The 19,302-nt window shown below is 49.7% G+C and carries 17 protein-coding genes; 3 read left to right on the forward strand and 14 right to left on the reverse strand.

Annotated elements, in window-relative coordinates:
• Complete coding sequence (gene nadB, locus RW114_RS08120) at positions 1 to 1,614, reverse strand: L-aspartate oxidase (RefSeq protein ID WP_340122248.1); 1,614 nt, start codon at positions 1,612 to 1,614, stop codon at positions 1 to 3.
• Between the two features lie 411 nt (positions 1,615 to 2,025).
• Between nadB and RW114_RS08125 the strand changes: the two genes are divergently transcribed.
• Positions 2,026 to 3,435 carry a DegQ family serine endoprotease gene (locus tag RW114_RS08125; protein ID WP_340122249.1) on the forward strand — a complete coding sequence of 470 codons (1,410 nt, stop codon included), beginning with the start codon at positions 2,026 to 2,028 and terminating at the stop codon, positions 3,433 to 3,435.
• A gap of 117 nt (positions 3,436 to 3,552) precedes the next feature.
• Here RW114_RS08125 and RW114_RS08130 read toward each other — a convergent pair whose 3' ends face one another.
• From RW114_RS08130 to RW114_RS08140, 3 genes are all read right to left on the reverse strand, one after another.
• Positions 3,553 to 5,964, reverse strand: coding sequence for a type IA DNA topoisomerase (locus RW114_RS08130; protein WP_340122250.1), 2,412 nt, complete (start codon positions 5,962 to 5,964; stop codon positions 3,553 to 3,555).
• Between the two features lie 88 nt (positions 5,965 to 6,052).
• Complete coding sequence (ppnN, locus tag RW114_RS08135; RefSeq protein WP_340122251.1) at positions 6,053 to 7,423, reverse strand: nucleotide 5'-monophosphate nucleosidase PpnN; 1,371 nt, start codon at positions 7,421 to 7,423, stop codon at positions 6,053 to 6,055.
• Between the two features lie 102 nt (positions 7,424 to 7,525).
• Positions 7,526 to 7,936, reverse strand: coding sequence for a hypothetical protein (locus RW114_RS08140; RefSeq protein WP_340122252.1), 411 nt, complete (start codon positions 7,934 to 7,936; stop codon positions 7,526 to 7,528).
• A gap of 653 nt (positions 7,937 to 8,589) precedes the next feature.
• Here RW114_RS08140 and RW114_RS08145 point away from each other — a divergent pair.
• Complete coding sequence (locus RW114_RS08145) at positions 8,590 to 8,796, forward strand: cold-shock protein (RefSeq protein ID WP_305269179.1); 207 nt, start codon at positions 8,590 to 8,592, stop codon at positions 8,794 to 8,796.
• 108 nt (positions 8,797 to 8,904) lie between these two features.
• Positions 8,905 to 9,171 (forward strand): RNA recognition motif domain-containing protein, encoded by a 267-nt coding sequence (locus RW114_RS08150; RefSeq protein ID WP_340122253.1) that lies wholly within the window; start codon positions 8,905 to 8,907, stop codon positions 9,169 to 9,171.
• A gap of 703 nt (positions 9,172 to 9,874) precedes the next feature.
• Here RW114_RS08150 and RW114_RS08155 read toward each other — a convergent pair.
• The 10 genes from RW114_RS08155 to RW114_RS08200 all read right to left on the reverse strand — a co-directional run bounded on the left by RW114_RS08155 (position 9,875) and on the right by RW114_RS08200 (position 19,220).
• Entirely contained in the window at positions 9,875 to 11,104 is a 1,230-nt protein-coding gene (locus RW114_RS08155) for a beta-ketoacyl-ACP synthase (RefSeq protein WP_340122254.1), read from the reverse strand.
• The gene (gene fabG, locus RW114_RS08160; protein ID WP_340122255.1) at positions 11,098 to 11,823 is read right to left on the reverse strand and encodes a 3-oxoacyl-ACP reductase FabG; all 726 of its coding nucleotides are present in this window, start codon (positions 11,821 to 11,823) and stop codon (positions 11,098 to 11,100) included. The genes RW114_RS08155 and fabG overlap by 7 nt, the downstream gene beginning before the upstream one ends.
• A gap of 7 nt (positions 11,824 to 11,830) precedes the next feature.
• Positions 11,831 to 12,298, reverse strand: coding sequence for a hotdog family protein (locus tag RW114_RS08165; RefSeq protein ID WP_340122256.1), 468 nt, complete (start codon positions 12,296 to 12,298; stop codon positions 11,831 to 11,833).
• Positions 12,295 to 13,470 (reverse strand): beta-ketoacyl-ACP synthase, encoded by a 1,176-nt coding sequence (locus RW114_RS08170; protein WP_340122257.1) that lies wholly within the window; start codon positions 13,468 to 13,470, stop codon positions 12,295 to 12,297. The genes RW114_RS08165 and RW114_RS08170 overlap by 4 nt, the downstream gene beginning before the upstream one ends.
• Positions 13,451 to 14,002, reverse strand: coding sequence for a DUF3261 domain-containing protein (locus RW114_RS08175; RefSeq protein WP_340122258.1), 552 nt, complete (start codon positions 14,000 to 14,002; stop codon positions 13,451 to 13,453). Before RW114_RS08175 ends, RW114_RS08170 begins: the two co-directional genes overlap by 20 nt.
• A gap of 92 nt (positions 14,003 to 14,094) precedes the next feature.
• Complete coding sequence (locus RW114_RS08180; RefSeq protein ID WP_340122259.1) at positions 14,095 to 15,318, reverse strand: NAD(P)/FAD-dependent oxidoreductase; 1,224 nt, start codon at positions 15,316 to 15,318, stop codon at positions 14,095 to 14,097.
• The gene (locus tag RW114_RS08185) at positions 15,308 to 17,641 is read right to left on the reverse strand and encodes an MMPL family transporter (RefSeq protein ID WP_340122260.1); all 2,334 of its coding nucleotides are present in this window, start codon (positions 17,639 to 17,641) and stop codon (positions 15,308 to 15,310) included. The genes RW114_RS08180 and RW114_RS08185 overlap by 11 nt, the downstream gene beginning before the upstream one ends.
• Positions 17,622 to 18,206, reverse strand: a complete 585-nt coding sequence (locus RW114_RS08190; RefSeq protein ID WP_340122261.1) for an outer membrane lipoprotein carrier protein LolA — start codon at positions 18,204 to 18,206, stop codon at positions 17,622 to 17,624. The genes RW114_RS08185 and RW114_RS08190 overlap by 20 nt, the downstream gene beginning before the upstream one ends.
• Positions 18,206 to 18,619 (reverse strand): acyl-CoA thioesterase, encoded by a 414-nt coding sequence (locus RW114_RS08195; protein ID WP_340122262.1) that lies wholly within the window; start codon positions 18,617 to 18,619, stop codon positions 18,206 to 18,208. The genes RW114_RS08190 and RW114_RS08195 overlap by 1 nt, the downstream gene beginning before the upstream one ends.
• Before the next feature lie 61 nt (positions 18,620 to 18,680).
• Entirely contained in the window at positions 18,681 to 19,220 is a 540-nt protein-coding gene (locus RW114_RS08200; RefSeq protein WP_340122263.1) for an REP-associated tyrosine transposase, read from the reverse strand.
• Positions 19,221 to 19,302: the final 82 nt, after the last annotated feature.

Consider the following 19,302-nt stretch of genomic DNA (forward strand, 5'->3'; position numbering starts at 1 on the left):
TCAACGGCGGTCAGTCGGACACGGTGTCAAAACTGTATTTTGTGCAGGTTTGCTGTTATCGGTTTCAGGATAGTCGAGCGTGCAATGTAATCCGCGGCTTTCCTTGCGCTGCTGTGCGCAACGGATGATTAATTCGGCGACAATGACCAGATTGCGCAATTCCAGCAAATCACTGGTCACACGAAAATTACTGTAATATTCGGCAATTTCCTTTTTAAGCAATTCGACGCGATTCATTGCCCGACTTAAGCGCTTATCCGTTCTGACGATGCCGACATAGTCCCACATAAAACGGCGCAATTCATCCCAGTTGTGAGAAACAACCACTTCTTCATCGGAATCACTAACTTGTGACTCATCCCAATCCGGGATAGGCGGTGGCGGCGAAATGCAGGGCAAGTTCTGCAAAATATCCTCGCTGGCCCGTTCTGCGAACACCAGACACTCCAATAACGAATTGCTGGCCATTCGATTAGCGCCGTGCAAACCGGTACAAGCAACTTCGCCTATCGCATAAAGATTGGCAATGTCAGTACGGGCATAGCTGTCGGTCAACACGCCGCCGCAGGTATAATGTGCAGCCGGAACGACGGGAATAGGCTGCTTGGTAATGTCTATATCAAACTCAAGACACTGCTGGTAAATCGTAGGAAAGTGCTCGCGTATAAACTGTTCTGATTTGTGACTAATATCGAGATAGACACAGTCTATGCCGCGTTTTTTCATTTCATGATCGATGGCTCGGGCCACAATATCCCGAGGCGCCAATTCCTCTCTCGGATCAAAATCCTGCATGAAAGGTGAGCCGTCCGGCAGGATTAACTTGCCGCCCTCGCCTCTTACCGCTTCACTGATCAGAAAAGAATGTGCATGCGGATGATAAAGACAGGTCGGATGAAACTGCATAAATTCCATATTGCTGACGCGACAACCTGCGCGCCAAGCCAATGCGATGCCATCGCCGGTTGCACTTTGCGGGTTGGTGCTGTAAAGATAAGCCTTACTTGCGCCGCCGGTTGCCAGAACCACGACGCGAGCCGCTATCGTCCTGACCTGCTGCTTTGTTGAGTCTAAAACATAAGCGCCCAAAATCCGTTTTTTAGCTTCCTTGGAGCTGGTAATTAACTCCACCACATTATGGTGTTCGAACAGCTCGATATTGGCGTGTTCCCGGGCGCGTTCAATCAGCGATAAAGACACCGCCTTACCCGTAGCGTCGGCGGTATGCACGATGCGGCGGTGAGAATGCCCGCCTTCCTGGTTTAAATGCAGCTTTGATTCCCCGGATGCGGTCTGCTCCTCGGTAAAAACAACACCCTGTTCCCTCAACCAGTCTATGGAACTTTTACCATGAGTCACAGTCAAGCGTACAATTTCGGGATCACAGAGTCCGGCACCGGCATCCAGCGTATCTTCGATGTGCGATTCAATAGAATCATCGGCACCGAAAACCGCGGATATGCCGCCTTGCGCATAATAGGTGCTACCCGCCGTCAAGGCGAATTTTGACAGCACGGCAATACGCATTGAATGATCCGCCAGCTTGAGAGCCAAGCTTAGGCCAGCGCCTCCGCTGCCAATAATAAGGACATCGTAATTTTGGGAATTGGGCATTGAGATTAAAGGTAGCCAGCCGGGCAAATGAGAGGAAGATTATGTACTAACACGCTTAAGTTGTGATTGGTGGATAATAAAGCTTTTTAGTGTGATAGCACAATTTTATATCAAATACTTGGAATAAGGGGATTTCCTGCGAAGAATATACCCAACTATTCAATAATTAGAAAATAGTACACCGGTGACCCGGAGTAGACTGATAGAATAGAATCTGTTCATTACGATAACCGATAAAATCATTGAAACACCATTAAAGTATATGCCGAACTTGGCTTCGGCCTTTTTAAAAAACCATTCAACCCCGTCGTGCAGTGCTATCCGTGTTCCATTCATAAAGTCAGCATCTGCTGAATAGTTACGTTATTTTTTAATATAAGTTATTTCATTAAGTAGTAAATGGAGATTTTTATGCTCAAGAATGTTAAGTGGTATTTTTTTCTGATTGTTTTGTTTACTCAAAGCGCAATAGCACAATTACCGGATTTTACCGAAATGGTAAAAACCAGTGGCGTAGCCGTGGTCAACATCAGCACCACCCAAAAAGCGCTGCCTGAGGCTGAAAATGCCCCTGAAGAAGAACAGCCGCCGCTGCCGGAAGGCATACCTCCCGAACTGGAAGAGTTTTTTAAACGTTTTTTAAATGAGCAGGGCGATGGCTATACTCCCAGAGATACAACGTCCTTAGGCTCGGGATTTATTATTTCAGCGGACGGTTACGTGTTAACCAATCATCATGTAGTAAAAGATGCCGATGAAATTGTGGTTAAATTTTCCGACCGCCGAGAACTGACAGCCAAACTCATCGGCTCCGATGCGCGTACCGATGTTGCGCTACTAAAGGTCGAGGCTAAAGACTTGCCCGCCGTGACCATTGGTGACCCCAACAAACTACAGGTAGGCGAATGGGTGCTGGCAATAGGCTCACCGTTTGGCTTTGAGCAATCAGCGACAGCCGGTATCGTCAGCGCCAAAGGGCGCAGTTTGCCCGGCGGGAACTATGTACCGTTCATACAGACCGACGTAGCCATCAATCCGGGTAATTCAGGCGGGCCGTTGTTTAATATGGAAGGCAAAGTCGTTGGCATCAACTCCCAGATTTACAGCCGTACCGGCGGTTTTATGGGGCTTTCATTCTCCATACCCATGGACGTGGTGATGAATGTTGTCGATCAAATAAAAGCTACCGGTAAAGCGGCGCATGGCTGGCTAGGTGTTCAGATACAAGACGTCACCCGAGAACTGGCTGAATCGTTCGGTATGAAACAACCACTGGGAGCGTTGATTTCCAAAGTCCTGCCCGGCAGTCCTGCAGAAAAAGCCGAATTGCAAATCGGCGATGTTATTACCGAATTTAACGGTCAGCCGATTGACAGTTCAGGTGCTTTGCCGCCCATGGTCGGCATAACGCCGATTAATGAAAAAGCCACCTTAAAAATCATCCGGCAAGGTGAGATTAAAACCATCGACTTTAAAGTCGGTCTGTTGCCGGATGAAATTAATAAATTGGCCGACGCTAAAACAGCGCCAAAACTGCCCCGTAACCGACTGGGTGTTAACGTCATTGATTTAACCGATGCACAAAGAGATGCTTTGCAGATGACTAAAAACGGCGTATTAGTGCAGGATGTCGCTAAAGGTCCCGCCAAAAACGCCGGAATTCAGCGTGGCGATGTCATTTTACGCATTCAGAACAACGTCATCCGGGATGCAGCCGATTTTGAAAAAACCGTCAAAAAACTCCCTGCAGGTAAATCAGTTGCTGTTTTGATCCAGCGTCAGGGCAATCCAATATTTCTGGCGATTAAAGTAGATAAATAAACAGCGAGATTTTAATAACTGTTATTACTCACGCGCATACCAGCGACGCTCGAACAGCCTCCTAGGAACGTGCATCATTTAATTGGCTGAAATTGCCAACTTACTTGATGCACGTTACTAACGCCCCGCAAAATCCATTTCAACCTTCCCCTCGACCAGTTTCAGGTTGGCTTCAAACTCTGTGCCTTTAGCGGACTTAAAGCCTTTTATGATCCCCGTCTCGCCCTTGCCGAGTAATTTTTTAGCCATCGCTACAGTGATTTTTTTATGCGCAACGGTTTTCCAGATCGTCATTTTGCAGCCGCTACGCCATTCGCTACAGCTGTAGGCTTTTGCGGTTTCAATGATTTTTCCGTTACAGAGAGGGCAATCGGCAAGAGCTTCTTTTACGACTGGCCGCTGCCCTGACTCGGCTTTAACATAGCCTGTTTCGCCCTGTTTATTGAGCGTCAATTGAGCATTAAACACCTCATCGTCCAGCTTGATCGCGTAACTGTGCAGGGTTCGGCTGTTTTGTAACAATTGGCAAGCCATGTCACGTGTAACCGGCGCGCCATACATCTCCTTCCATAGCACAAACCGGCAACCGGCTTTCCAATCGCTGCAACCGTAGCCTTTTCTGCCTTCGATGATGGGTTTTTGGCACAACGGGCAGTCGCCGAAGCGGCTTTGATCGTAAAGCGGCTTGTCCGACTCGTCTTTTATTTTCTGGGTAAATTGAATGATTTCGGCCATGAACCGGTCAGGGTCGTAATCGTAGTGTTCTATTTTTTTGAGCTTGGCCTCCCATTCGCCGGTCATGGCCGCTGACTTTAACCTGTTGTCGGCGATGATGGAGATTAAATGCCGTCCCGATTCGGTGCTTAACAGGGCCTTTTTTTGCCGCTGAATATAGTTGCGCTTGATTAACACCTCGATAATCGAGGCTCGGGTTGCCGGCGTGCCCAAGCCTTTTTCTTTTAACGCTTCCTTGAGTTGTTCGTCGTCGCAGGTTTTACCGGCCGATTCCATGATGCTCAGCAAGCTCGCTTCGTTATAGGGCTTTGGCGGCGTGGTTTTGCCCTGACTGATCGACGGCCGTTGCGGGCCGGTTTCGCCCTTGACAAAGTTGGGCAGGATTTTTATCTCGTTCCCACGCTCCGCGTGGGAACGCTGGCCAGCCGCATCGTTTTTATACAATACCTGCCAACCGGGCGCTTCGATGATCGTGCCGGTGGTTTTAAATTTTACTGCGGCTGTGGGGGCGACTTCAGTCGCCCTTTGACCAACAGGTTTCTCACTGACTGGACACCTAGCCTCGCCCCCACAAACCTCGCCTAGCACGGTAGTAATTTGCTTGATGCAGGGCGGATAAAACGCCGCAATAAAGCGCTGGACTATCGCTTCATAGACTTTGGCTTCATGACCCGACAACGAACCCGGCAATAGGGTCGTGGGTATGATCGCATGGTGATCCGTGACTTTGGCGTCATTAAATATGCGGCTGCTCAGCGTCAGTTTATCGAGATTGAGCGGCTCAATCTGCGGTCCAAAATTCGCGCTTAATTTGGTTAACAAGGGTTTCATGCCCGGCTTCATGTCGTTGGTTAAACAACGACTGTCGGTACGCGGATAGGTGACGTGTTTTTTCTCGTATAACTGCTGGGTACAGCTTAAGGTTTGATCGGCAGTCAGACCATGACGGATGCTCATGTCTTTTTGCAGATCGGTCAAATCGTACAATAACGGCGGACTGAGTGTTTCCTTCTTGCCTTTGACCTCGGTAATCTGAAAATCCCGTCCCTCGATTTGGCTTAGTCGTGTTTCTGCATCGGTTTTGTGATCGAATCGCCCGCCGACATATTGAAAATCGGCATCCCGGTACAGCGTATGCAATTCCCAAAAATCCTTGGGTATAAAACTACTGATATCCGCATCTTTTTGCACGATCAGCGCCAATACCGGCGTCTGCACCCGGCCTATGGTCCATAAGCTGCCTTGCTGACCGAACTTCAGCGTATACAGCCGAGTGGCATTTAAGCCGACTATCCAGTCCGATTCACTGCGGCATTTGGCGGCGCGATATAGTCCGTCGTAAGCACGACCTTCCTGCAAGCCGGCAAAGCCTTTGCGTATCGCATCGTCGGTTAAGGAGCTGATCCAAAGGCGTTTGAACGGTTTATCGATGCATCCTGTCCAGGACAAGATGTACCTGAAAATCAACTCCCCCTCCCTTCCCGCATCGGTCGCACAGATAATTTCATCGGCCGCTTTGAACAAGTGTTTGATGATGTTGAGCTGTTTTTGCGCGGAGGCATCGCCTCGGGCTTTTAAGCCGAATGGTTCCGGTATGATGGGCAGGGATTCCAACGACCAGCGTTTCCATGATTTGTCGTATTCATCCGGTTCTTTCAATTCGACCAGATGACCGAACGCCCAGGTAATTTGATAGCCGTTGCCCTCAAAATAGCCGTCACGTTTATTGTTGATTCCCAGGCACTTGGCGATGTCGCGAGCGACTGAGGGTTTTTCGGTCAGGATGACTTTCATAAAAGTATCGTTCCCACGCTCAAACGCGGGAATGCAGCAGCGTCTTGTTTGGAAAGGTACGCGTAGCGTACCTTACAAATAACCCTCATTATTTGACAATTTTATAGCACGGCAAATATTTCTTCCCCGGCAACTTCATTCGATGTTGTGCGACAAATGAGGCCAACAACGAATCCATCAGCGCCATAATGTCTTCATCGCCGCGAATTTCGAAATGCCCGTATTGTTCGATGGCGCGTATGCCCTCGTCTTTTACATTACCCGCCACGATGCCAGAGAACACCCGGCGCAGGTTCGCGGCGAGCTGATGATTTTCCTGATCCTTGTGCAAGGCCAGATTTCTCATGTTGTCATGCGTCGGTATAAACGGCTGTTGAAACCCATGGTCGATCTTAAGCAGCCAATTGAAATAGTAGGCATCGCCATTTTCTTTGCGAAATTGGCGTACCTGCTGGATGCCTGCATGCATTTCCCGAGCGACCAGCACCGGATTATCAATAATGATTTTGTAACGCTGTTGTGCCGATTTACCCAAGGTGCCCGCAATAAACAGGTCTATTTCCTTGAAATACTCTGCTGAACTGTCAGGACCGGAAAATATCAGCGGAAACGGCATGTCTTTATTATCAGGATGCAACAGAATACCGAGAAGATAAAGTATCTCCTCCGCCGTACCTGCACCGCCGGGAAACACCACGATGCCATGCCCGGTACGAACAAAGGCTTCCAAACGTTTTTCAATATCCGGCAGGATCACCAGTTCGTTGACTATCGGGTTAGGCGATTCGGCGGCAATAATGCCGGGTTCGGTTATCCCCAAATACTGGCCGTTTTTTATCCGTTGTTTGGCGTGACCGATGGTCGCTCCCTTCATCGGACCTTTCATCGCACCCGGCCCGCAACCGGTGCAAACATCCAGCCCGCGTAGCCCCATCTCGTGACCGACGGTCTTGGTGTAATCATATTCCTTACGGCTGATTGAATGCCCACCCCAGCACACCACCAGATTTGGCGTGGTCATCGGGCGCAGAATATTGGCATTGCGCAAGATATGAAATACGGCGCTGCTGATGCCGTCCGAACTGTCCAGATCAAACCTCGGATTATTATTGATCTCGTCACTGACGTAGATAATGTCGCGCAGCACCGCAAACAAATGCTCATTGATGCCCTTGATCATTTTTCCGTCTACAAAAGCATGAGCGGGGGCAGACTTGACATCCAGCTTGATTCCGCGCTGCTCCTGAACGACGCGTATCTCGAAATCGGGATAGCGTTCCAGCAATTCCTTGCCGTCATCCATGGTGCTGCCGCAGTTTAATACCGCGAGCGAGCAATTGCGAAACAACCGGTACAACCCGCCCTGACTGGTGTCTAGCAATTTGGTGACTTCGGCCATGGACAATACATCCAGACGGCCTTCAGGGGTGATTCTTGCGTCAACTACTTGGTGTTTCATGATATTCCTTTTAATTATGTGCATGTGATTACCTGTAATCACACTATTTTTGTTCATTCGGCATTCATCGAATGCCGGATATTCTTTAGCTCGGATTAACCATCACGGACTATAAGCATGAATACCATCGTTAAAAAAATACTGCTCGTCGGTTTTGCGCTGCTGCTTTCCGCTTGTGCCCATCATCCACAGCAGCATTCGTATTATCCTGATAATAGAGGTTATAGCAGCGGATATACCGTTGTGCACAGAAACTATTACGGCGAAAGACCAAATCATTATGAAGGAGGCCATGGCAGAGCCTATTCTCCACATCATGACGATCATGATCAGCATGATCAGCATGATCGTCATGAACGTCATGAACGTCATGAACGTCATGATCAGCACAATACCATCCCCCGCCAGGGCAATAATTACCAGAAACATCAGCAACAACGCGATAGAAGTAATGATCGTCACGATGACAATAACGCCGACCGTAGAAACCATCATTAACGGTTTATCAATCAATACCTTTTCCTGATTAGCACGGGGCCTTGATTTCAGGGAATGTCATTTGTTTTTACCATGAAGAGCATGAAGGGTTTGAAGAATTTACTGCATTGACTTCCTGCGTTTTCTATAGAGATGATTTTATAAAACAACACTTTTTAGTCCCTGCTTTAATAGATTTACAGTAAAGTTGATTAGAAATCCTTATTCGACACATCGCCAAATCCTCTTTTCTTCATTATCTTCATGTCTTTCATGGTAAGAAAAAACAAGTTATAAACTGGATAAAGGATCAATGAGACATTGTTACGCATCAACACCCTTAGCACAAAACATCAGCCAGCACCGGCATGAATGGCAAGGTCTCCGCTACATCATATTGCCATCAATTCCCTGTATTTTTTAATCACACCCGGCTGAAACAGCTTGCTAATCAGCATCCTTAATCCCTACTGAAAACACCACATTATAAACTTTCAATGGCTATACGGGGGATTAGTCTCTATAATGCAACTCCTAGTAGACAGCACTCCATACAAACGTGAGGCTTCTACTGTAAGTTTTTCATGTTATTCAGCACTTTTCAGAAATTCCATTCGCTTTTCTCTTTAAATTTGCCCAGCATGATTTTCAATCAAACATTTTCATTGATTTATATATAGGTAATTTACATGGCAACAGGTACTGTTAAGTGGTTTAACGAATCTAAAGGTTTCGGTTTTATTTCTCCTAGCGATGGTAGCGCAGACGTGTTCGTACACTTTTCTGCAATCGCAAGCGACGGCGGTTACCGCACATTGGCTGAAGGCCAAGCGGTTAAGTATGACGTAGAATCAGGCCCTAAAGGCCCACAAGCATCACAAGTAAGCGCAGCTTAATCCGCCTTACGTTCCGACACACAACCCCGCGTATTAATAATAAGCGGGGTTGTGGCATAACCGGATAACCCGGTCAATCAACTCACCCCCTAATTTAGGACATGTCTTTTGAAACGAATTTTTGTAGGAAACTTACCTAGCGAAGCCACTGAAGAAACTGTACAGGCTTTATTTTCCGAATACGGAAAAGTTCGCTCCATTCAACTTATTTCCGATATATTTAGCGGAAAATGCCGAGGATTCGGTTTTATCGGAATGGAAGGGCACGAAGCAAGAGCCGCGATCGCCGCACTGGATGGCAATCTATATTGCGGAAAACCTTTAAAGGTTAAATTTGAAGATACGACTGCCGGCAAAAATGGCAGACGCCATTAAAGCATTAATGACATAAGCCACTATCCACCTGATTACTCAGCTGCCTTAGCAGCGACTCGGGAATATAGCTGAGCTATCTGGGCGACCAGCCTACCCGGTCGCCCCCCCGAATGTTAGCAGCAGTAATAACTCCCCTTCAAGAACATCAAAGACCTTGCATTTGCAGGATTTTTAGGCCTCATCCTGACTCTTGTTACAATCTCTCCACTGACACTTTCTATTGTTAAATAGCCCCCTTTAGCCGAACACTGACTTCAACCCGTCAACAAATCCAATCCCTAGGTTGAATAATCAAGTCCCGCATATTTCAAAAAATAATGCTTGACAACAAATTCATGCCACCGCCTTTTCCACAGGCGAGTGCAATATATATTTGTTTCAGCAGCATAGCTTCAAAACCTCATTCCACCTATGTAAAAACGGCAATAAAACCACCATTACTTAAGCTAAGCTATTGATTGTTAAAATTATGATCAGATGTAACCAGACACTGGCTACAATCTGACCGATTTAACAAAAGAGCTTAAGAAGTGAATAGTTAGGACATTTATTTCCAGCTTACCCACAGAGTTATCCACAGAAAATGTGGATAACCTTGGACTGCAAAACAACATCTACTCTTTGCCATCATCCAGCCAAGAGGTGGGACAAAAAACCTGTCTATCTTGCTGACTGATCGATCTTGCCGGTTTCTTATTCTAGTTTAGCTATCCCAACGCTTAAAAATCAAAGAGGTATTGATGCCTCCAAAAGCAAAATTGTTGCTCATCACATAGTCGCAATCGATCTTGCGGAAATCCTCTTTGATGTAGTCCAGCCGGGCACATTCAGGGTCAATGTTGTCAAGATTAGCCGTGGCATGAAACCAGCCTTCATTCATCATATTGACTGCCACCCAGGCCTCCAGCGCACCGCAAGCACCCAGAGTATGGCCGGTAAAGCTTTTTAGCGCACTGATCGGCGTTTTATCGCCGAATACCGCGGCGGTCGCATGGCTTTCGGCGACATCGCCGTGGCTTGTTGCCGTGCCATGCGCACTGATGTAACCGATCGCGGATGCTTCCAATTGGGCATCTTGCAAGGCCAGACGCATCGCAACCTGCATGCTGCCGCTGTTAGGCTGGGTAACATGCAAGCCGTCCGAATTGGTGCCGAATCCCACCAATTCGGCATGAATATGAGCGCCGCGCACCAAGGCATGTTCCAGCTCTTCCAATATCAAGGTACCGGCACCCTCGCCGATGACCAGACCATCCCGATCACGGTCAAACGGCCTGGGACTTTTATCCGGCGTCTCATTACGAAGACTGGTTGCAAACAAGGTGTCGAATACTGCGGACTGGATAGCCGAAAGTTCTTCAGCACCGCCCGCCACCATCAGTTTTTGCTGACCGAATTTTATCGCCTCATAAGCATAACCTATGCCCTGACTGCCCGAGGTACAGGCGCTTGAGGTCGTGTAAATCCTGCCGTTTATGCCAAAAAACAGGCTGATATTAACCGGGGCGGTATGGCCCATCATCCTGATATACGAGGTTGCATTCAAGCCGTCGATAGTGTGGTTGAGCAGCATGTTGCCGAACTCGGCAATCGCGTCGGGGCTGCCCGATGAACTACCGTAGGCTACGCCCGTAAGCCCGTCTTTAAGACAGGGATCATCTAACAAACCGGCGTCATTCAGCGCCAATTCGGTTGCATAAGTCGCCATTAAGGCGATGCGCCCCATGCAGCGAATCTGTTTGCGCGAATAATGCTCGGGCCTGCTGAAATCAACGGGCGCACCCAAGCGGGTATTCAAGCCTTGGTACTTGTCCCAGTCCGGCATGAAGCGAATGCCGGTAGCCTTGTTTTTAAGGCGCTCGGCAACCTGCGTCCAGTCATTGCCTATCGGCGAAATCCCGGCCATGCCGGTCACTACCACGCGCTTTAACATAAACCACCATTGACGGAAATGACCTGCCGGGTCACATACGCGGCATCCTCGGACATTAAAAAAGCCACGACCGCAGCAACTTCTTTGGGGCTCCCTACCCTGCGTGCCGGAATCATTTTTTTGATTTCCTCCAGCGGCAACTCGCTGACCATATCCGTTTCGATAAGACCCGGAGCCACGCAATTGACAGTGATGTCGCGCTTTGCCAATTCCAAGGCCAGCGCCTTGGTCGCGCCGATAATACCGGCTTTTGCCGCACTGTAATTGACCTGTCCACGATTACCCATCAAGCCGGAAACCGAAGATAAGGTGACGATACGCCCAGGCTTGCGCCGTCTGACCATCGGCATCACTACAGGCTGCAACACATTGTAAAAGCCGTCAAGATTACTGTGAATCACGCTATCCCACTGTTCGCCGGTCAGCGACGGAAAGGCGTTATCGGCCGTAATACCGGCATTGCACACCACGCCGTAATAAGCGCCGTGGCTGTCAATATCCCGATTGATTTGTTCGCTGCATTGGGCGCGATCGGCAATATCGAACTGTAAAACCCGGGCTAGCCGGCCCAGCTGCTCGATTTCGACTTTGACCTCCTCGACTTGCAGATGCTGGCTGCGACAATGGATGACCAAATCAAAGCCCTGCTTGGCCAGATATAACGCAATGGCTTTACCGATACCTCGACTGGAGCCGGTCACTAAAACAGTTTTATTCATAATGTACTCATGTATTGTTTAACGGAGGTTGATAGACATTGAGATTGGCCGTAACTTCCACACCCTCTCCTAGAATCCGGCAGTCGAAAACCCCTAAATTATCATCCTGCATGATGTTTTTCACCCGTATCGTTAACGTTGAGCCGACCTTAAATGCGGCAACATTACTGCGGTAACGCCGGGTTCCCAACAGAAAACCCAGTCGTATCGGCTCATTGACTTTCTTTGCCATCACCCCGGCATAGGCGGCTATGGTTTGGGCCATGTATTCAATACCGACCCAGGCGGGAACGCTTTGATCATCGCCCAGCAAGCCATCGCCGCGCACCACAAGTTCGGCAGTCAAACCCTGATCATCATAATCGATAATGCGATCCAGCAGCACCATGCTGCCGGCATGCGGAATCAGCTCGGCAACTGCTCCCTGCGTTGCTCTACCTCCTGCATCCATGCAGTCGTCGGCAATAGCGTTCATGCCCGCCCCACAACAATAGACAAGTTATTGCCGCCAAACGCAAACGAGTTGCTTTGACAAATATCGATTCTACGCCCCAATGTTTCGCCCTGTTTCACCAGATGTAACGCAGACAAAACAGGATCCGGCTCATCGTCGTTACTATTGGGAATCAGCGTACCTCGCTCATCGTCACTGCTCAGTAACAACCAACAAAAAGCCAATTCCAATGCGGCGGCGGCACCTAGGGTATGCCCGGTCATGCCTTTGCTGGAACTGGCGGCCACTGTCGATCCGAATAAGGCATTAACCGCTTTGCTTTCCATCGCATCGTTCAATACCGTGGCGGTACCGTGCAAATTCAGATAATCGATTTGCGCCGGCGTTTTGCCCGCATCGTCCAGCGCAAGCTTCATGGCTCTGATCACATCGGTTGCATCCGGGTCTGGCGCGGCAAAATGATAGGCATCGCTGCTTGCGCCTATGCCTTGCAATACCACCGGTCCCGGCTCTTTACTCAACACAAACAAACTGGCCGCTTCGCCGATATTGATGCCGTCACGGTGCAGACCGAACGGCTTGCACAGCCCGGTACTGATCGATTCCAGCGCCGCAAAGCCGTTAACGGTCAAGCCGCATAAACTGTCGGCCCCGCCTACTATCACTGCATCGCACAAATCCAGCCCGATTAAGCGCCGCGCCGAGGCAAACGCCTTGCCGCTGGAAGAACAGGCCGTAGAAATCGTGTAGGCCGGGCCGTTCACGCCCAGAAAATCGGCCAGAAAATCCGCTCCGGCGCCCATTTGCTGTTGCTTGTAATGAAACTGATCCGGCAATACACCGTTTTTGGACATAAAAGCCAAAGCCAGTTCGGTATTACGCACCCCCGAAGTACTGGTGCCCAGCACAATGCCGATACGATCCGCGCCGAACCGGGCGATCATGTCGGTCACCGTCGGTTCGATCTGGCTTAAGGCGGCCAGCAGCAGGCGATTATTCCGGCAGTTGTAAATACGGTAACGTTCATCTATCTGAGGCAGATCGGAACTTACAGCACCAACAATACAGCGAGTCCCAAACTCATCGCTTACTGTCAAGCCTGACCGTTCACCGGCCAGCAAGCGCTTTAAAATCTCAGCTTTGCTATTGCCGAGCGCACACAACAAACCTACATCATTCAGGTATAAGGTCATAACTTATCGTTTTAATCTGTAGACGATAGTGGTATCGAAAATTAACCAATTCAACAACCTTAGGCCAAACAGGATCGGCGGATAAATAATGAATTTCAACTTGTTTTTTACCACCGACGTATAAAAAGCGCTTGTTCTGACCGGCTTCCAAGCGCCATTCGGCCGGAAGATTTTTTTCCAACATCGCAATCGGCCAATAAACCAGTTGCAGATCGGTAATAATAAATTCCGGGTTGACCGACTCCGGCAATAACGGACTCCTATCGGATACCACGGTGCTGCCGTCATAAGTCAAATTGAACAGACTCAAGCCGGAATCACTGAGCCCGGCCATCGCGATATGCTGCGCATCCAGTTCCAGAACCGCCAACAGGGATTCCTCACGATCCGCCCACACCGCGTTTATTTGCTGCACTATCCGTCTGGTCGGGCCTAAAGGCTGCGCGACCGGCATCAATTCCGGTTTAACGGCAACTTGTTTTGGCTGCATCAGCGCACAGCCGGACATCAGCCATAGTAAAGAAATAATCATTGGAAACCTTATCAGCATAACCCAACCCATGCGGTATTGAGCAGCAGGTGATGACTGACTGGGCGACTGAAGTCGCCCCCACAATATAAAGCTTATCGGCATAACTCGGCCAGCGTATCCAGCCTGGATTGGGCATTTTTGACATAGGGGTTATTTTCATCCCAGGCATAACCGGCCAATATAGAACTGATCATCGCCTTAACTTCGGGTTGCTGCCCTGAGTGAAAGATAACATCCTGAAAGCGTCCGTCATACCAGGCATCGACAAACACCCGGAAAGTATCGACGCCGCGCTGCAAGGGTACTGCGTAATCCTGCTGCCAGTCCACGGCTTCATGGTTAAACTGTCTGACCAAAACATCCGCCGCCAAGCTGGCCGATTTCATCGCAATAGTGACGCCGGATGAAAACACCGGGTCTAAAAATTCACCGGCATTGCCCAGCAGCGCATAGCCTTTGCCGTACAGGCTTTTGACATTGGCGGAATAACCGGTAATGGTATTGATTTTTTCATCGAACACCGCGTTCTGGAGCAAGCCGGCCAAGCTGGGGTCCTGATTGATGATGTCCTTCAGGGCCTGATCGTTATTGTCCCAGCCTTGAAGAAATTCAGGTTCGGCAACCACGCCCACGCTGCTGCGTCCATTGCTGAACGGGATCAGCCAATACCAGACGTCTTTATGCTCGGGATGCACCGTGATCCGGATTTTGTTTCTGTCAAATTGGCTATCCCCGATCCGGTCTTCAATATGCCCGAATAAGGCTTGCCTGACCGGAAAACCGGAAGGCGATTCCAAATCCAGCAACTTGGGCAAAATACGTCCGAAACCGCTGGCATCCAGCACAAAATCGGCACGGTAGGTCATCACCTCTCCCAGGCTGTTGCGCACCGTAAGCTCCGGCCGGCTAGCTGCAAAATCGGCCGCTATCACTTCCATCTGCCACTGTATGTCGACGCCCATGCGCACGGCTTCATCGGCAAGCAGTTTGTCGAATCGGCCGCGCTGCACCTGAAACGTGGTGCCCATGCCGGGGCTGAATTTGTCTTCAAAGGAAAACTCGGTTCTCAGGTCCCGGTAGGCGAAAGACGCGCCGTTTTTATACTGAAACCCGGCGTTGACTAACGCGTCCATCATCCCTGCCTGTTTGATAAATTCCATGCATTGCGGCAACAGGCTTTCGCCGATGCTGAATCGCGGAAACAGCTGACGTTCCAGAATGGTTACCTGAAAGCCCTGGTTTTGCAGTAATGCACCGGCGATACTCCCGGATGGCCCGGCGCCGATAATGATAATTTCGCCTTTATTATTTGTCATATTTATTTTTATACTCCTTAAGCCCAATCAATGGCGCACACATCAGCGCCGTTACAATACCGGCAGTTACGGTAAACCCAAAGGCATGCACGATCTCGGTAGAACTTGCCGCTAACAAGCCGAACGCCAGCAAGGTCGTCAATGCCGAAAGTGTAACCCCCAGAGAAGTGCTGGCGCGCCTGTCACCCGCCATAAAAAAGAACAGTCCGTAATCGACGCCGATGCCCAACACCAGCAACAATGCAAACAGGTTGAACAGACTGAATAACTGGTCGAACCAGCCCAGCATAGCTAACGAAACCGCCAGCGCAGCAACCGGCACCGACATGATGGTTACGCCATTGCGCCAACCGAACTTGAAACCCAAGCCTAGCGATGCCAGACAAAACGCAACCAGCAACAAACCGCTGGCCCTAATTCTATAACGCGCAAACAAGGATGATAAAGACTCGACCTGATCCACCCAGATGACGCCCGGCAAATCCTGTAGTGCCGTTAATGCGCCAGCATCGCTGATCCCGATTAATGCCACCGTGCTTTGACAGCGACCGGAATCACAGCCTAGCCATAACTGCCGCTTAGTTTCATCGGCAGTCGCCAGCCATTCCGACAAAGCCAGCGTGTTGCGCTCGGCTGCAGCAAACTGCTTGAGTTCAGTTTTCACAGCCGTCTCGTCAAAGCTGAGATCAGTCATGTAGCGCTCAAGCAAGCCTGAGTCGTACAGTTTGTGCTTTAACAGCTGATAATTTTGCTGCTGCCGATCCGCATCGGGCCAATAGTCGCTCAAACCTTCATAAGCAGCCAGCGCTTTTTGCTGTTTTAACGCTTCCAGACGCTTGATCAGTCTTTGTTCATTTTGATGCCAGTCGCTTTGATCCTTCCCCGACACCAGAAAAAACTGGTTGTCGGGACTCATCGGAAACAAAGACCGGATTTTATCGGCTGTGCGGATTAACTCGGTCGGTGGCGATTGCAGCAAGCGTACATCATCCTGCGGCGTCAGCATCCAGAGACCGCTCGCGATAAAAACCGTCAACAGTAGACTTAGCCAGCGCCGGTTTTTGCTTACCCAAAGCGGCCAATGCTGCTCCCAATAGGTTGTTAGTTTAAGTATGCCCGGCTGATGATCGAATGTGAACCCCGCCAACAGTAAAGGAAACAGCAATACCACCGTCAGCCAGGCGACCAGCAACCCCATCGCGGAAAATAACGCCACTTCCTGCAAGCCTGGAAACGGCGAAAATCCCAAGCCCGCGTAACTTAACAGATTGCTTAACAGTCCTAAAGACAGTCCCGGCAGAATAAACTTTAAGCCTTTTCGGGGATTCCAGTCCTTCTCGCCAAAACTGTCGCACAAAAAATGTTGCGCATAGTCATCAGCAACGCCGATCAAGCTGGCTCCAAAAACCAGGGTAAGAATATGTATCTTGCCGAAAAACAGCACGCAGATAACCAACGCGGCCAACAGGCCGCTGCCGATTGCGAGGCTCGATAACAGCAATGGCCGCACGCTGCGGAAAGTCACCCACAGCAACACGATAATGCCGAGACTTGAACCTATGCCGACCGTGGAAATTTCCTGTTTGGCCGACTCAGCGCCATGCGCGGTAAACAACGGCATGCCGGAAGCCAGCAACTCGCCGCCAGCCGCTTTGACTTGCCCGGTTGTACTGTCAACCAGGCTCGACAGGGTTTCCAGCTTATCCAGCTGCAACCTTTCATCCTGCAAATCGGTCAATAACAGCGCCCAAAACCGATGCTGGTCGGACAACACCACGATACCCTGCTCCAAATTTAACTTGATCGGATGTTGCGCGCTGAAATAACGGCTGAATAGCAACGACGGATCGCGCTCCAGATCGGCCGCCTGCATCTGCCCGATAGGGCTGTTCAGTATCTCCAGATTTTGTTTGATTAAATCTTCTGGGTTTTTAACCAGCATCTCTTGGGATTGCGCATCCAGCAGCTGATAGCGATACGGGAACAGCTGCTGATATTGCTGGATATATTGCTGTTGGGGAAACTCCAGTACCACCTTGTTAAACAGCTGGCTTTGTTCCAGTTGCCGCTTAAGTTTTTGCGCATGATTGATAGCTTCCCCGGAAGTCGAAGCACCCGCCAGCCAGACTATTTTCCGGTTCAGCAGCTGATTATGCTGCCGGGTGGCTTTGGCGATTTCCGGCTGCTGTTCGCTGGTCGGCAATAACGCTAAAAAACTGGTTTCCAGCCAGTCTTTAGTCAAAGCCTGACTGCCGAGAATACAGATGACCAGCATTCCGACCAGCCAAAGCCCTGCGGTCAACTTAGGGTGATAAACGTTCAAAATCGGCTTCCTGTTCATCGCTTAATCGTTCCGGGTGGGTGATGTTATCGAAAGTAATGCGGGTAACATTACCCCCTGCTTCGCGTATTTCCAGATCACGCAGCTCGGTATCGCCCGACAGCACCATCGTGCTGATGATCTTTTTCAGCATCTCATCCTTGGGGATTAACGCCAGCTGCCAGGACGTTTTTTGATCGGTTCCGGTGATCACAAAACCGTCGCTTAATGCCGCCAAGTCACCGCCCAACATAGCCTTGAAAACCTTGCCGAAAGCCGCCGGCACCGCTTGTTCGCCCTGCCCGGTCAGCAACTTCGATTCATTGACCAACAGCAAGGAAACAACCGGCGTCAAGGTCTTCCAGATAACGCCATTGCTTTGATGGTAAGTAAACGACCCCGTGGAAATTAAAGGCTTGCGCAAAACCTTCAGCTGTTTTTGCTGGTGAAAATCGCCCTGGGTAATCGGCGTTTTCGCCAAGCGTGCGGCGATCTCAGACAATACCATATCGCCCGCGACGCCTTGGCCGAATGCCAATAAAAACAGCAACAGCGCTTTTATTAACATCAAGCAATCTCCAGGCCGAGTTTTTCAAACAACACCGCAGGCGATGCAAAGCACATTTCCCGCGTTGCCAAGTTTACAGCCACCTGAACGCTATGACCTTTGGTCAGTCTTAAGCCTGAGCTTTTATCGGTGATCAGGTAGTTTATTTTCAAGCGGTTTTCCCATTCGACGATGTGTGCTTTTACGGTAATGACCTGCCCGAACACCGCCGGTTGCACATAGCGGATGCTAAGATCGATCACCGGCCATGCATAACCCGAGTCGCGCATTTGCGGATAGTTGTAATCGATTTTTTCCAGCAGCGCGCAGCGGGCTATTTCAAAATACTTGGCATAATGCCCGTGCCAGACCACTTCCATCATGTCGACATCATGGAAGGGAATTTGTAGGTCGATTGATGTTTGGTGAATCATAATTTTTCTCTCGTTCCCACGCGCTGCGTGGGAATGCAGCCCAGGCGCGCTGCGCCGCGAATCACAGCCAACCCTTAAAAACAGGAATCAACCCGGCAACACCTGCGTAATCCCTGGCACTGGAATACCGCCAATGCGTAGGCTCATCCACATACCCCCGTTTCACCGGGTTTTGATGGATATACTCCAGCTTTTGCCGAAGCACCTGTTCGTTTTCGATTAACTGCGGGTGCGATCCCTCTTCCCAGCATTGATAATCCCGATCCCGCCGTTTATGATCCTTGCGGAAAAAAGCAAGCTGCTGCAACAACCGCTCGGCGCGGCATTCTTTCAGGTGGTCGATCAGTTTGCGAGCCGTGTAGGATTTGAAGTGCGGCAATTCCAAAGCCAAATTTTCTGCTTGTACAATCATATGAAGGTGATTTTCCAGGTTGACATAGCCGTATATTTTCCAGCCGTGTTCTTCGTGCCGGTATCGTAGCGCGTCCAAAATGATGCCTGCAGTTTGCGGATGGGTGAACAACGGTATCCAGTTCAGCACGGTGCAGGTTAGAAAGTGCGGGGCTTGTTCATGGCAGATTCGGTAGCGGCTACAGCCCATCGTGTTTAATCCTCGGGGCGCAGCGCGCCCTGAACTGCATTCCCACGCGGCGCGTGGGAACGAGAAGTTGCTTGATGCCTAC

Origin of the sequence: Methylobacter svalbardensis (assembly GCF_037671525.1) — a bacterium.
In the GTDB taxonomy this organism is placed as follows: Bacteria; Pseudomonadota; Gammaproteobacteria; order Methylococcales; family Methylomonadaceae; genus Methylobacter_A; species Methylobacter_A svalbardensis.

Bases quoted from the DNA above. Each gene is read 5' to 3' on its own strand.
- fabG (WP_340122255.1), bottom strand. From the start codon at position 11,823: ATGAATAAAACTGTTTTAGTGACCGGCTCCAGTCGAGGTATCGGTAAA.
- RW114_RS08145 (WP_305269179.1), top strand. From the start codon at position 8,590: ATGGCAACAGGTACTGTTAAGTGGTTTAACGAATCTAAAGGTTTCGGT.
- RW114_RS08130 (WP_340122250.1), bottom strand. From the start codon at position 5,964: ATGAAAGTCATCCTGACCGAAAAACCCTCAGTCGCTCGCGACATCGCC.
- RW114_RS08125 (WP_340122249.1), top strand. From the start codon at position 2,026: ATGCTCAAGAATGTTAAGTGGTATTTTTTTCTGATTGTTTTGTTTACT.
- RW114_RS08200 (WP_340122263.1), bottom strand. From the start codon at position 19,220: ATGGGCTGTAGCCGCTACCGAATCTGCCATGAACAAGCCCCGCACTTT.
- nadB (WP_340122248.1), bottom strand. From the start codon at position 1,614: ATGCCCAATTCCCAAAATTACGATGTCCTTATTATTGGCAGCGGAGGC.
- RW114_RS08190 (WP_340122261.1), bottom strand. From the start codon at position 18,206: ATGTTAATAAAAGCGCTGTTGCTGTTTTTATTGGCATTCGGCCAAGGC.
- ppnN (WP_340122251.1), bottom strand. From the start codon at position 7,423: ATGAAACACCAAGTAGTTGACGCAAGAATCACCCCTGAAGGCCGTCTG.
- RW114_RS08175 (WP_340122258.1), bottom strand. From the start codon at position 14,002: ATGATTATTTCTTTACTATGGCTGATGTCCGGCTGTGCGCTGATGCAG.
- RW114_RS08155 (WP_340122254.1), bottom strand. From the start codon at position 11,104: ATGTTAAAGCGCGTGGTAGTGACCGGCATGGCCGGGATTTCGCCGATA.
- RW114_RS08195 (WP_340122262.1), bottom strand. From the start codon at position 18,619: ATGATTCACCAAACATCAATCGACCTACAAATTCCCTTCCATGATGTC.
- RW114_RS08180 (WP_340122259.1), bottom strand. From the start codon at position 15,318: ATGACAAATAATAAAGGCGAAATTATCATTATCGGCGCCGGGCCATCC.
- RW114_RS08170 (WP_340122257.1), bottom strand. From the start codon at position 13,470: ATGACCTTATACCTGAATGATGTAGGTTTGTTGTGTGCGCTCGGCAAT.
- RW114_RS08165 (WP_340122256.1), bottom strand. From the start codon at position 12,298: ATGAACGCTATTGCCGACGACTGCATGGATGCAGGAGGTAGAGCAACG.